9 protein-coding genes are annotated in these 14,286 nt (G+C 63.5%); 2 read left to right on the plus strand and 7 right to left on the minus strand.

What is annotated here, in order from left to right; genetic code table 11:
• Positions 1-6 precede the first annotated feature (6 nt).
• From BW43_RS15530 to BW43_RS15505, 6 genes are all read right to left on the minus strand, one after another.
• On the minus strand, positions 7-1,707 hold the full coding sequence (locus tag BW43_RS15530) for an ATP-binding protein (protein ID WP_032886579.1): 1,701 nt from the start codon (positions 1,705-1,707) through the stop codon (positions 7-9).
• Positions 1,708-1,797: 90 nt separating this feature from the next.
• Positions 1,798-4,890, minus strand: a complete 3,093-nt coding sequence (locus tag BW43_RS15525) for an error-prone DNA polymerase (RefSeq protein ID WP_218186592.1) — start codon at positions 4,888-4,890, stop codon at positions 1,798-1,800.
• Positions 4,866-6,278, minus strand: a complete 1,413-nt coding sequence (locus tag BW43_RS15520) for a DNA polymerase Y family protein (protein WP_032886581.1) — start codon at positions 6,276-6,278, stop codon at positions 4,866-4,868. The genes BW43_RS15525 and BW43_RS15520 overlap by 25 nt, the downstream gene beginning before the upstream one ends.
• Positions 6,279-6,285: 7 nt before the next feature.
• On the minus strand, positions 6,286-6,900 hold the full coding sequence (gene imuA, locus BW43_RS15515) for a translesion DNA synthesis-associated protein ImuA (RefSeq protein ID WP_032886582.1): 615 nt from the start codon (positions 6,898-6,900) through the stop codon (positions 6,286-6,288).
• Positions 6,900-7,517 (minus strand): transcriptional repressor LexA, encoded by a 618-nt coding sequence (lexA, locus tag BW43_RS15510; RefSeq protein WP_032886583.1) that lies wholly within the window; start codon positions 7,515-7,517, stop codon positions 6,900-6,902. Before lexA ends, imuA begins: the two co-directional genes overlap by 1 nt.
• An 881-nt stretch (positions 7,518-8,398) precedes the next feature.
• Positions 8,399-9,310: a LysR family transcriptional regulator gene (locus tag BW43_RS15505; RefSeq protein ID WP_032886585.1), complete on the minus strand. Its 912-nt coding sequence runs from the start codon at positions 9,308-9,310 to the stop codon at positions 8,399-8,401.
• 204 nt (positions 9,311-9,514) lie between these two features.
• Between BW43_RS15505 and BW43_RS15500 the strand changes: the two genes are divergently transcribed.
• Positions 9,515-9,913, plus strand: coding sequence for a helix-turn-helix domain-containing protein (locus tag BW43_RS15500; protein WP_032886586.1), 399 nt, complete (start codon positions 9,515-9,517; stop codon positions 9,911-9,913).
• Positions 9,914-9,971: 58 nt separating this feature from the next.
• Positions 9,972-12,734 (plus strand): winged helix-turn-helix domain-containing protein, encoded by a 2,763-nt coding sequence (locus BW43_RS15495; protein WP_032886588.1) that lies wholly within the window; start codon positions 9,972-9,974, stop codon positions 12,732-12,734.
• Here BW43_RS15495 and BW43_RS15490 read toward each other — a convergent pair.
• Positions 12,681-14,150, minus strand: a complete 1,470-nt coding sequence (locus tag BW43_RS15490) for a winged helix-turn-helix domain-containing protein (RefSeq protein WP_032886589.1) — start codon at positions 14,148-14,150, stop codon at positions 12,681-12,683. The genes BW43_RS15495 and BW43_RS15490 overlap by 54 nt on opposite strands.
• Between the last annotated feature and the right edge of the window lie 136 nt (positions 14,151-14,286).

Genomic DNA, 14,286 nt, shown 5'->3' on the forward strand with positions numbered 1-14,286 from the left:
TCAACCTTATCGTGCGGTGAGCACGCTGCGCACCCGTAGCGTCAGGGCTTCGGGGCTGTAGGGCTTGCTCAGCAGATGAATGTCGGGGCTCAGCAGGTGGTTGCTGGAGAGGATGTCGCGGGTGTGACCGGAAGTGAACAGCACCGGCACGGGAGGGGTTTGTGCACGGGCCCAGGCGGCCAGGTCGGTGCTTTTAAGGCGGCCGGGCATGACCACGTCGGTAAAAATCAACTCGGGTTGCAGGCCAGCTTTAAGCTTCGACATGGCCTGGTCGCCGTCCTCGGCGGTGATCACGGTGTAGCCCGACTGTTCGAGCACGTCCACCACCGTCAGGCGCACGCCTTCATTGTCTTCGACCACCAGGATCGTTTCCTGGCCTCCTACGGACGCAACGGGCTCGTCTGACGCCTCAAGGCACTCCTCGCCCAGGCTGCGCGGGAAGTACAACTGCACCACGGTGCCCTGGCCTTCTTCGCTGCTGACCTCGACATGCCCGCCACTTTGACGCACAAAGCCGAACACCATGCTCAAGCCCAGGCCGGTACCGTGACCGTCGCGCTTGGTGGTGAAGAACGGTTCGAACACCCTGGCCTGGATCCCAGGTGGCATGCCCACCCCGGTGTCGGTGACCGCCAGGCGCACATATTCTCCGGGACTGACGCTCTTGCCGATGCAATCGCCGGGGTTAAGGATGATGTTTTCGCCGCTGATGCGGATCACCCCCTCACCTTTCATGGCGTCGCGGGCATTGATCGCCAGGTTGAGCAACGCATTTTCCAACTGGTTACGGTCGACGTTGATGCTCCAGGAATCCTGGGGCAACTGCACATCGATATGAATGGTTTCTCCCAGTGCGCGCTGCAACAGTTCGCCAAGGCCGGCATAGATGCGTTGCGGGTTGTACACCGCCGGCGACAACGGCTGGCGGCGGGCAAAGGCCAGCAGTTGCGCCGACAGCTTGGCCCCGCGCTCCACTGCCGCGATGGCCGCGTTGACGCGGCGCTGCACCTGGGCATTGTCTGGCTCATGGCGGGCCAGCAAGTGCAGATTGCCGGCGATCACTTGCAACAGGTTATTGAAGTCATGGGCCACGCCGCCGGTGAGGCCGCCGATGGCTTCGAGTTTTTGCGATTGGCGCAACTGGTCCTCGGCACTGGAGCGCGCCTGCACTTCAGCGGCCACCCGTTGTTCGAGGTTATGGGTGAGTTCCTGGCGCACCTGTTCGGACTTCACCAGTTCGGTGGTATCGACCACAATCGCCAACACGCCGGCCGGTTGCTGGTTGTCGCCGGCGACGGGGCTGTAATACAAATCCAGCCACACGGTTTCCGGCTGGCCATTGCGCAGCAGCACCAGGTCTTTGTTGTTGAAGGACAGAGTGCCGCCGGCCAGACAGGTGTCCACCACATGGCGATTGAAATCCGCCACCTCCGGCCAACCCAACTCCACCGGAGCCCCCAGCAAAGACGGGTGGCGGCCGCCGGCAAAGACCGAGTAACTGTCGTTGTAAATCATGTACCCGGCCCGCCCCCACAACATCACCATCGGCATCGGCGATGCGAGCATCATCTGCACGTTACAGACCAGGCTGGTGGACCACTGGTTAATGGGACCGAGGTCCGTGGCCGACCAATCGAACGCGCGAATGCGCTGGGCCATTTCACCGGCCCAACCTTCACAGCCGTGGGGGTTGGATAAAAATTGCATCGTTCGGCTCAGTGCAAAAGAGAAGACAGTCGCCATTTTTGGAGCTTACACGGAGCAGATGGTTTCATCTGGTATTAATTTGGGGTCACCTCAGTGGAAATCCCGGCTGCGCACAGACATGCCTTCCAGCAACGGCGTGAGGTCGGTGAGCCGCCCGGCGATCAGGTGGCGCACCTCGCCGACCGCCTCCCAGCGCCCGTCTACCTTGAGCAAGCGCGACCCCACCAGCGCCTGGCGCTGACGTTCGGCCAGGTCGCGCCAGACCACCACATTGAGATTGCCGAACTCATCTTCCAAGGTGACAAAGGTCACACCGCTGGCCGTGCCCGGACGTTGCCGCCCCGTGACCAACCCCGCGACACTCACATTACGCCCATGCTCCACCGCCATCAGCTCGCGGGAGCTGCGACAACGCCGCTTGCGCAGCTCATCGCGCAACAACGCCAGCGGGTGCGGGCCGAGAGTGGTGCCGACGGTGGCGTAATCAGCCTGCAAGTCCTCGCCGACCGTCGGTGCGGGTAACGCGACCACGGCTTCGTCGGGGCTGGGCAGCCCGGCGAACAGCCCCAATTGTTTGTGCACCCCCGCCACGTCCCAGCGGGCTTGGTGCCGGTTTCCAGCCAGGGCACGCAGGGCGCCGGCGTCGGCCAGCAACGCCTGGGCACGGGCGTCCAGACCGGCGCGCTGGTCCAGATCAGCAATGTCACTGAAACCTGTGCCAGGGCGGGCGGCCTCGATGCGCCGACCATCCTCTTCACGAAACCCCGCGATCATGCGCAAGCCCATACGGATCGCCGGTTGCTGGCCGTCAATGGGTTCCAGGCTGCAATCCCAGTCGCTGGCCTGCACATCCACCGGGCGAATCTGCAAGCGATGGCGCCGTGCGTCCTGCAGTATCTGGTCCGGGCTGTAGAAACCCATAGGCCAGCTGTTGATCAACGCGCAGGCGAATGCCGCCGGCTCGTGGCATTTGAGCCAGCAACTGGCGTAAGTCAGCAAGGCGAAACTGGCCGCATGGGACTCAGGAAAGCCATAGCTGCCAAAGCCCTTGATCTGCTCGAAAATCTGCGCGGCAAATTCCTCGGTGTAGCCGTTTTTCAGCATGCCGGTGCGCAAGCGGTCCTGGTGGGGTTCCAGGCCGCCGTGACGTTTCCACGCGGCCATTGAGCGGCGCAACTGGTCGGCCTCGCCAGGGCTGTAGTCGGCGGCGACCATGGCGATCTGCATCACTTGCTCCTGGAACAGCGGAATGCCCAGGGTGCGCTTCAATACGCTTTCAAGTTCCGGTGACGGGTAGGTGGTTTTTTCTTCCTTGTTACGTCGTCGCAGATACGGATGCACCATCCCTCCCTGGATCGGACCGGGTCGCACAATAGCGACCTCGATCACAAGGTCATAAAACGTCTGCGGCTTGAGCCGGGGCAGCATCGACATCTGCGCCCGCGACTCGATCTGAAATACGCCAATGGTGTCGGCCTTGCTGATCATCGCGTAGGTGGCCGGGTCTTCCTTGGGGATCGTCGCCAGGGCCAGGTCGAGGTTGCGGTGGCGGCGCAGCAAATCGAAACAGCGGCGAATCGCACTGAGCATGCCCAAGGCGAGGATATCCACCTTGAGCAGGCCCACGGCATCCAGATCGTCCTTGTCCCATTGGATAATGGTGCGCTCGGCCATGGCCGCGTTTTCCACCGGCACCAGAGTGTCCAGCGGGTATTCGGAAATCACGAAACCGCCGGGATGTTGGGACAGGTGCCGAGGAAAACCGATCAGTTGCTGGGTGAGCGTGAGCACACGGCGCAGGATCGGGCTGTCCGGGTCGAAGCCGCCTTCACGCAGGCGTTCCAGCGGTGGCGCATCATCACTCCAGCGCCCGCAGCAGTCGGCCAGGGCGTTGATCTGGTCCGGCGGCAACCCAAGGGCCTTGGCCACATCGCGCACCGCACCGGCGGCGTGGTAGCTGCTGACCACCGCCGTCAGCGCCGCGCGGGTGCGGCCGTAGCGCTGGAAAACGTACTGCAGCACTTCTTCGCGGCGTTCGTGCTCGAAGTCCACGTCGATATCCGGTGGCTCGTTGCGCTCCTCTGACAGGAAGCGCTCAAACAGCATATTCGTCAGGCTCGGGTTGATCTCGGTAATGCCCAAGGCAAAACACACCGCCGAGTTGGCCGCCGACCCGCGGCCCTGGCACAGGATCGAACGGCTGCGGGCGAAGCGCACAATATCGTGCACGGTGAGGAAATAACTTTCGTAACCCAGTTTGCTGATCAATGTCAGTTCGTGATTGATCTGCTGCATGGTCTTGGCGTCGATTCCGTGAGGCCAACGCAGGGCGATGCCTTCTTCGGTGACGGCGCGCAGCCAGGATTCGGCGTCATGCCCCTCGGGCACCAATTCGCGCGGGTAGTGATAACGCAACTGGCCGAGGTCGAAGGTGCAACGGCGGGCGATGACCAGGGTTTCATCGAGCAAGGCATGGGGGTACAGCGTGCCCAGGGCATCAAGGCCGCGCAGATGCCGCTCGCCATTGGGGTGCAGGCGCGTGCCGGCTTCGGCCACCGGGACGTGATGACGGATGGCGGTCATGGTGTCTTGCAGGGCGCGTCGACCGCGTGCGTGCATGTGCACATCACCACAGGCCACCGCCGGGATATTCAGGTTGGCGGCCAGGTGCAGGCGCTGCTCCAGATGGCGCGCATCGTCCTGGCCGCAATGCAGGTGCACCGCCAGCCACAGGCGCTCGGCAAACGTACGGCGCAGCCATTGGATCGAGGCCTGGGTGTCGCTGTCGTCGGCGACCCATAGCGCCAACAGGCCGTTGAGCGGTGCGTCGAAGTCTTCGTGCAGCAGGCGATAACTGCCTTTTTCCGCACGCCGCCTGGCCAGGGTGATCAGGCGGCACAGGTGCTGGTAACCGCTGAGGTTTTCTACCAGCAGCACCAGTTTCGGGCCGTTTTCGATGCGCACTTCGCTGCCGATAATCAGCGGTAACTCCACCGCCTTCGCCGCCTGCCACGCACGCACGATGCCTGACAACGTGCATTCATCAGTGATCGCCAAGGCGCTGTAGCCCTGGCGCTTGGCGCGCTCGAACAACTCCAGCGCGGTGGACGCGCCGCGCTGAAAACTGAAATTGGACAGGCAATGCAGCTCGGCGTAGTTCATGCAAACCAGCCTTGCAGCCACAAACCATCGCCCTGCCCCACGCTGCGGTAGGCCCAGCCTTGCTGACCGGCGCGGGTCTGGATCAGGTAATAGTCACGGCGGATATCGGCGCCGTCCCACCAGCCGGATTCGATACGTTCCGGGCCCATCAGAATCTGCACACCTTGCTCGGTCAGCAAGGTGGGTTCCCTGAGCAGCCAACCGGGGCGTTGCACCTTGTTCAAGGTCGGGCATGTGCGACTGTCGGCCGTTGCTTGCCAAGCGCACTCGGGGCGATGGTCGGCATGAAAACGCAAGCCTTGTACCGCCTCATCCCCAAGGCGCGCGCGCAGGCGTTCGCGCAATTGCTCCCAGGGCAGGGTCTGTTGCGGGCGGTCGTCGAACAGGTCCTGGCGCTGCGGCACAAACACCGGCAAGTCCTGGGCCACCAGGCGAAAACCGCGCACCGGCGCCGTGACTTGCACTTGCTCCAGGCGCCCACGGGCCAGCTCGAACAGCATCGCCGGTTCGCGCTCGGCGCTGAGCAGGCCGACCTTGATCACACTGTCGGGCAACTGGGCGTGCTCCAGGTGCAGGTCAAAACGCTGCACGCCACTGTCGCGTCCGCAGAGAAAGGCGGATAAATCACCGGTCAAGCGCCGCAGTGGAAACAGCAGCGCCTGGTGGGACTGCACGTCGAAATTCAATTCGATGCGCACATCGAACTGGTCCGGCGGCTGGTAAAACCCAAGGGCCAGCGGGCGTTGCCCGGTCAAGGCATCCAGGTGCTTGAGCAGGCCGGCATCAAAGCGCCGTGCCAGGGTGTGCCGGGGCAAGGCCTGCACCTGGGACAGGGTGCGCAGGCCCATGCGCGACAAGGCGGTAGCGGCCTGAGGTTCAAGGCCGGCGCGGTCGATGGGCAGTGGTGCGAGGGCCTGCATCAATGCCTCATCGTCGATGGCCAGACCGTCGTAAATATTGGCCAGCACCCGCGCCGCCGCCGGGTTGGGCGCGGCGACGATGCGGTGACGAAAGCCCAGCTCGGTCAATTCTTTGCGCAAGCGCGCTTCGAACTGCGGCCAGGGACCGAACAGGCCCAGGCTCGATTCGATCTCAAACAGCAACGCACGCGGGTAATGCACACTGACCTGGGAACTGAAGCGATAGGCCCAGGCTGCCAGGAACTGCTGCCAGCGTTCGATTTCCACGGGGTCGTATTCGGCGCTGGCAAAAGTCTTGGCCAGGGCATGGGCCGCCGTCAGTGAAAGGCCTGGACGCAGGCCCAAGGCGCGGGCGGCGTCGTTGACGGTTTGCAGTACGCGCCGCTGTGGCGTACCGGCCAGCAGCGCGAGGGGTTGGTCGGGCTCGGGGTGCACACGCTGCACCCCGTCCAGCGCCAATTGCGGGAAGACAATACACACCCAGCGCATGACAACCTCAGTGCCCCGCCAACGCAATCGGCGCCGGATGGGCCAAACCGCCACGGCACTTGATCACCCGTACTTGGGCGGGTTTCGCATCGATCGCCAAACGCAGGGCAGCAGGCGATGAATTGACCCCCTCACTCAAGGCGCGCCAGGCAAACGCCAGGGTCTGGCCGGTTTCTGCTGCCACCTGCAAGCGCCGCAGCGCCCGGTCATCGGCCTTGCGCGGCCAGCACAGCACCGCGCCGCAACTGCCGGAGCGCAGGCACTGCTCCACGGCCCACAGCGCATCACGTTCCTCGGCCTGGATCACTGAAAGCTGGCGTACATCCACCCCGGCGTTCTGCCAGGCATGGGGGTACGGCGTATACGGCGGCGCCACCAACACAATGCGCTCCCCCGCCTTTGACAGGCGCGCCAGGATGGGCAGCACCAGTTGCAGTTCGCCGATGCCCTCCTTGGCCATGAGGATTTCACTCAAAGCCGATTCAGGCCAGCCGCCGCTGGGCAGCACCGCATCCAGCGCGGCCAGCCCGGTGGGGTGCACACTGGCGGGAGGCGCGGCCGGCCGGCCTTTCCAGACGCGGCCGCCATTGAACAGCGCGTCCAGGGCAACGACGGCGCCCATCAGCCTTGCCTCACCAGGCCGCAGAACACCCCTTCGATGGCCAGGTCCTGATCAGGGCCCACCACAATAGGTTGATACGCGGGGTTGCGCGGCAGCAGGCGCACGCGGTCGCCACTGCGTTCGAAACGCTTGATGGTGACTTCGCCATCCAGGCGCGCCACCACGATCTGCCCGTTCAAGGCCTCGGCACTGCGGCGTACGCCTACCAGATCGCCGTCAAGGATGCCGTCTTCGATCATCGAATCGCCCTGCACCCGCAGCAGGTAGTCGGGGGTTTTCGCGAAGGTGCTTGGGTCGAGTTGCAGGCGACTGTGCACTTCGGCGTCAGCACCGATGGGCAGGCCGGCGGCGACTCGGCCGAGCACGGGCACGTCCAGCCACTCCGGACGCATGGGTTGGTTGAGCAGGCGAATACCGCGAGCCTGGTTGGGGTTGACCTCAATGAAGCCGGCTTCGGTCAGGGCCACCACGTGTTTGCGCGCGACGCTGCGGGAGGCAAAGCCGAACGCCTCGGCAATCTCGGCGAGGCTGGGGGGCTGGCCTTGTTGCGCGATACGGTCGCGGATGAAGGTCAGGATGGCGGTGCGGCGGGGAGTCAGGGTCGTCATGGAGTACATTTGTACTCCTGCGGGAAATTTCTTACAAGAGCCGGTAGTCGGGGGGGGGTTGAGTTGAGTACATATCCGTTGGTTAGGTAACGGCTACTTATGGTTCCGCTCTTACAGCGGCTCACTTTTGGAAAGGCCCAAAAGTAAGCAAAAGGCCTTCGCCCCAACACTCGGCACCTCGCCTAGGCTCGGTGTGCCCGCACTCCGGCTTGAATCCGTGGGCCGCCGCGATGGGCCATCCATGGCCCAGCGCGGCTAACCCGGCGTCCTGCCGGGTTACCCACGGATTCAAGCCTGCGTTCGGCCAGCGTGTTTGACGGGGCGCCTGAGATCACAATCAAAAGCGCAGATCAACAGACCGCTGACTTCGTCAGCGAAAAGGATGTAAGAGCCAGATCAAAAGCAGAGCAAAAGCGGGACAGCAGGACAGCAGAACAGCAGAACAGCAGGCTAGAACCTATCTGTCTGATCTATGGAGATCAAACTGTGGGAGGGGGCTTGCTCCCGATAGCAGTGGGTCAGTCACAGCCGCATCAACTGACACACCCTCATCGGGAGCAAGCCCCCTCCCACATTTGGACGGAGTTGGAGCGGAGAACCCGGTCGGCTCTAAGGCCGCCGCGGCCTTGCTTTTGATCTGAAATCGCCCCGTCAACCACGATGGCCGGAATTCGACATTGATTTGGGGGGTAAACCGGCAGGGATGCCGGTTTACCCCCCAAATCAATGTCGGATTACGGGCACACCGAGCCTAAGCGAGGTGCCGAGTGGTGGGGCGAAGGCCTTTTGGTTACTTTTGTCTGGGCCGGCATTCCGGCCTTTACAAAAGTGACCCGCTGTAAGAGCGGAACCATAGGCGGCCGTTACCGCAGCAACGGATATGCACTCAATCAACCAACTCCCCCCGCCATATGCTCGGCAATCCTCAACCTCAACCAACGCTCCGCCGGATCATTGTCATGCACCCCACTCCACACCATTGACAACTCCGCCGCATCAATCGCAAACGGCGGATCCTCTGCCCGTAACGTGGTGCCCTCGGTCAACGCACACGCCGCATAATCCGGTACCGTCGCAATGATCTGCGTCCCCGCCAACAACGCCCGCAACCCGCTGAATTGCGGCACCGCCAGCACCACCCGCCGCGCGCGGCCGATACGGGCCAAGTCCAAATCGATGTTGCCGCTTAAATCCCCGGAGAACGACACCATCGCATGGGGCCGTTCGCAATAATCATCCAGCGTCAGCGGCGCCACCCCGTCATCCCCACGCAATACCTTGCACGGGATATCCCGCAGTTTCTTGCGCTTGGCATTCGCGGGCAGTTCAGTGGTGTAGCTCACCCCCACCGAAATCTCGCCACTGGCCAGCAGCGCGGACATCAGCAAGTAATTGGCGCGGCGTACCACCACGATGATGCCGGGGGCTTCTTCGCGAAGCTGACTGAGCAACGGCGGAAACAAGCCAAATTCGGCGTCGTCGGACAGGCCGATACGGAACACCGCACAGCTGGTGGAAGGGTCGAAATCCTTGGCGCGGCTGACCGCGCCGGAAATGGTGTCCATAGCCGGTTGCAGCTCCTTGAGTATCGCCAGGGCGCGCGGCGTGGGCTCCATGCCCCGCCCGTTGCGCAGCAGCAACGGGTCGTCGAACAGGTCGCGCAGCCGGCCTAAGGCCGCACTCACCGCCGGTTGGCCCATGAAGAGTTTTTCGGCGACCCGGGTCAGGTTCTTCTCGAACATCAACGCCTCGAAAATCACCAGCAGGTTCATGTCGACGCGACGCAGGTCATTGCGGTTCATGGCGGTATCCAAACGGTTAGCAGACTGACAGCTAAGCACGCAAAACAAGGGGTTGATTGCATGTCTGTGCTGTCTTTTCCGTGACTGCACCTGACGAAATTAACAACGATTAACTCGTCAGCCAGACGGTACGGCAACAAGATTGACGCCATCTACACTGCATCCATTCACCGGGAACGCTCCCATCGACTGCGGATATCCGTCATGGCCCGAACTGAGCACTGCGCTCCTCGCTTATCCGCTACCGGCGGCCTATGCCCCCGGCGCGAGCGTATCGCCAAGCAATTGATCCTCGCTAACCTCGGCGAAAGCCTGGCGATTGCCGATCTGGCCCAGGCCTGCGCGCTGTCGCGCAGCCATTTCTCCCGTGCATTCAAGTGCACCACCGGGCTGTCGCCCCAGGAATGGATACGCCTGCAACGCATCCAGCGGGCCAAGGAATTGATCACTCAGTCTTCCTTGAGCCTGACGCAGATCAGCCTGGAATGCGGGTTCTGCGACCAGGCACATTTCTGCCATATGTTCACCCGCAGCGAGGGTGTCAATCCGATGACCTGGCGAAACCACCAACTGCGTCACAAGACTCAAGAGATCGCTGCCTAGTGGTCTGCAAGCACCTGGAATATGCTGGCCGCTTACTTTCTCCAGAGCATGGCCACCCATGAGTGACCAACGCGATCAGGCCGTGCACTTCGGGCCGTACCGTATCCATCCCCACCAGCGCCTGGTGCTGGAGGCTGGTCGTCCGTTGCGCCTGGGGCGGCGGGCCGTGGATATCCTGCTGATCCTGCTGGAGCAGGCCGGTAATGTGGTGAGCAAGCAGGAGCTGATCGCTCGGGTCTGGCCCAAAAGCGTGGTAGAGGACGGCAACCTGCGGGTGCATATGGCGGCGTTGCGCAAGGCGCTGGGCGATGGCCAGGCCGGGCAGCGCTATATCGTTACGGTGGCCCAGCGTGGCTACAGTTTTGTTGCGCCACTGAGCATCGAGCCGATGAGCCTACCCACAGAAGGCACGCCCCAACGCCCCTGCCACAACCTGCCGCTGCGCCGCACCCGCATGCTCGGCCGCCAGGCGCTGATCGACAGCCTGGTGCAGCACCTGCCCGAACAACGCTTTATCACCCTGACGGGCGCCGGCGGCATCGGCAAGACCACCGTGGCGTTGCGCGTGGCGGAATTGCTGATCGGCCATTACCGCGACGGTATCCGCCTGCTGGACCTGGCGCCCCTCAGCGCGCCGTCGATGATCCTGCCCAACCTCGCCGCCCTGCTCGACCTGACCCACACCGAGCACGAACCGCTGGCCACCTTCGCGCGCCGCCTGCAAGAGCGCCAGGTGCTGCTGGTGATCGACAACTGCGAGCACTTGCTGGACGACATTGCGCTGATCAGCGAAACCCTGCTGCGCCATGCCCCAAAACTGCACATCCTGGCCACCAGCCGCGAAGCATTGCGCGCCGAAGGCGAATCGGTGCAACGCCTGGAACCCCTGGCCTGCCCACCCGCCACCGGCAACCGCGCCCAGGCCCTGGGCTATCCTGCCCTGCAACTGCTGATCGAACGCGCCATGTCCCATCAGGACAGCTTCGAACTGAGCGAAGCCGAACTGCCCCTGGCGATTGATATCTGCCAGCGCCTGGACGGTATTCCCCTGGCAATCGAATTGGTGGCGGCGCAGATCGAGCGCTTCGGCCTGCCGGGGTTGCTGGTGCAGATGGAAGACAATTTCCGCCTGCTCACCCGAGGCCGGCGCAGTGCCCTGCCCCGGCATCAAACCTTGCGCGCGACCCTGGATTGGAGCTTCGACCTGCTCACGACGTGCGAGCAAATCTGCCTGCGCCGTCTCGCCGTGTTCCGGGGTGGTTTCAGCCTGGCCAGCGCGGCGGCGGTGATTGCCGGAGAACAGATCGCACCGACCGAGGTGCTGGGCTCGATCACTCAACTGGTCGCCAAATCCTTGCTCAATGTGGAGCCCGGCGATGACGAGATGGTCTATCGCCTGCTGGACATCACCCGCACCTACGCCCTGGAAAAACTCAGTGTCGCCGACGAGCTTGATGCCACCCGTGAACGTCACGCCAACCGCTGCCTGGCGCTGATGGACCAGGCGCAGGAAGATTGGGAGCAGATCGCTACCCAGCCGTGGATCGACCGCTATGCCCCGCTGCGCGAAGACATCCGTGCCGCCCTCGACTGGGGCCTGGGCGACCAGGGTGTGCACGTGCTGGGCATTCGCCTCACCGTCAGCGCCATGCCGTTGTGGCAGGAGCTGTCGCTGCTGCGCGAACACGGCCTCTACGTGAGCAAGGCCCTGGCGCGACTGGGGCAATCGAGTGCGCCGAGCCAGCGCTTGCACATGGCATTGCAGTTGGCCTTCGGCAGTTTTTCCTATCACGCCCAGGGCAGTACGCCGCAGACCATAGACGCCTTTGCCTGCGCACGACGCCTGGCCGAAGCTGACAAAAACCTGCCCGGCCAACTGCGTGCAGTGTCGGGGCAAATGGCGGTCAGCCTGTGCAGCGGCAACTACCGTGAGGCGTTGAAGCAAAGCCTGCATTTCGACCAGTTGGGGCCACACGCCGAGTCGTTGCTGGCCCTCAGCGCCCAACGCCTGCGAGTACTGGCGCAGCACTTCGCCGGCAATCAGGTGCTGGCGCAGCACAATGCCGAACAGGTGATCCAGCGCATGGCCCAGAGCGGCCATCTCAACCGGTTTACCCATGGCTTTGGTGTGCAGTACGACCAAAGCGTGGCTTCGCTGACCATCCTCGCGCGCATCCTGTGGCTGCGCGGTTTCCCTGAACGCGCGTGGCGCACTGCAAGCCAGGCACTGGCGCTGGCGTTGCAGATCAACCACGGCACGTCGATCTGCTACACCCTGGCCCTGGCTGGGGTGGTGATCGCTCAGTACAACGGCGATACGCTTGCGGCCCGCGATCAGTTGGACCTGCTGTTGCAGCAGGCGCAAAAACATTCAGTGCAGTTGTTCCACACCTGGGCGCAATGCTACGAAGGCACGGCGCAGATTGCCGAAGTACAAGGGTTGGGCCTGGTCGAGGACATCCTGGTGACCTTCAACGCCATCGCAGTGGATGACGCCCTCTTCGAACGCGCCCGAAGCGGTGCGGCCGGCTGGTGCACACCGGAGATTCTGCGCGTGCGCGCCGAGGCCATGCCCGATGCCCAATCAGCCGAAAGCCTGTTGCTCGAAGCCCTGGGCCTGGCGCACCAGCAAGGCGCGCTGGCCTGGGAGTTACGATGCGCAGACAGCTTGGCGCGGCTGTGGCACAAGCAAGCTCGTGTGCAGGCCGCGCGCGACCTGCTGGGTTCAGTCTATGAGCGGTTTACCGAAGGCTTCGCCACCCAGGATCTAATCCGCGTGCGCCGCCTGCTCGACGAGTTGCAAGACAAACGGCCGGCCTGAAAACGGCCCCAGGTAATGCCCATAGCCCTGTTGCAAGCGTGCTACCTGCTGCGGGTCGCGCAGAAGTGCCAAGGCGTAGCTGCGCACACTGTTGAGCAGGCGATAGCGCGGATAACCTGGGCCGGGCTCAAGGTTCAGCAGTGAGGTGTCGACCAGCCGACTCAACAAGTAAGACAGGTCGGCATGCTCCAGCTCCGTGCCGACCACCAGCTCACTCAAGGTGGGCAAAGTCACCGCCATTTTGAACAGGCTCATCTGCAGGAACAGCCAGCGTTCCGGCAAGCTCAAGCGCTGGTAGGTCCAATCCAGTGCGGCGCTGAGGGATTGGTGGCGCTCAACCGCTGTGCGGCGCCCCCGCGTGAGGATCTGCAAGCCCCTGCACACTTGCGCCTGCACACCACGGACGCCAAGGGCGTCCACTTGGGCGGCGGCCAGTTCGAGAGCCAGAGGAATACCGTCGAGGCGCCGGCAGATATCACGCAGCGGTGCCAAGTCCTGGGGCCGCAACACAAACCCCTGCTGGCTGGCACGCACCCGTGCAACAAACAACTGCACCGCCGGACTCACCATCGCCTGTTCAACGCTGCCCAACACCGACGGAGCTGGAAGCGCCAACTGGGGCACGCGCAACACCCATTCGCCCGGGGCACGCAAGGCTTCACGGCTACTGACGAGCACACTGATCCGGGGCGCGTGTTCGCTAAGCACACGCAGCAGATGTCGACAGGCGCCAAGCAGCAGATCGGCGCCATCAAGTACCAGCAATAATTGTCGGGAAGCCAATTGACGGCACAGTTCAGTGGCGCTGCCGCTGGGCTCGAGATGCAGGACCGTGGCCAGGTGGCGCAGCATCATCAGCGGCGCCTCGACGGTGGCCAGGTCGACCCACCACACACCGTCGCGGTAGCGCGGCAACACGCGCTCGGCCAGGGCCAGGGCCAAGGTGCTCTTGCCCACGCCGGCGCATCCGGTGAGGGTCATCAGCCGCTGCCCGGACAAACGCCGTACCAGCACGCCCAGCAGTTCATCACGGCCAATCACCGGGCTGAGCCGCGTGGCCAGGTTGTGCCTAGGCAGCACCGCTGCGGCCACGCCTTGCACGGGCGCAGCGAAGCAGTAGCCGCGCTGGAGGTCATTGAGGATAAACCGTTGCCCGTCGAGGGCACGGCGCAGCGCGGCGATGTGCACCCGCAGGTTGTTCTCTTCCACCACGCTATTCGGCCAGACCCGCTCGATCAGGGTGGCCTTGCTGAAAAATTGCCCAGGCGCTTCCAGCAGCATCGCGAGGATATCCAGCGCCCGCCCGCCCAACGGCACCGGCCAACCCGCCTTGCTGACCAGTCGCTGCTGCCGGTGAAAGGCATAGGCACCGAAGCGCACCGTGCTATCCGCGTCAATCGCCTGAGGGTCGTTCATGTCTGCAATCGCGCTGAAACACCCGGCCTTGGGCGTTCGCGCATCCTTTTCCGTGGGCTCGACGCTATTCTTGCCAGCTACCCATGACAGGACAATGCTGGCACGGGGAGCGATACGGACAATCGGGTGTGCGAGA

This window comes from Pseudomonas sp. RIT357 (genome assembly GCF_000632245.1).
Lineage (GTDB): Bacteria > Pseudomonadota > Gammaproteobacteria > Pseudomonadales > Pseudomonadaceae > Aquipseudomonas > Aquipseudomonas sivasensis.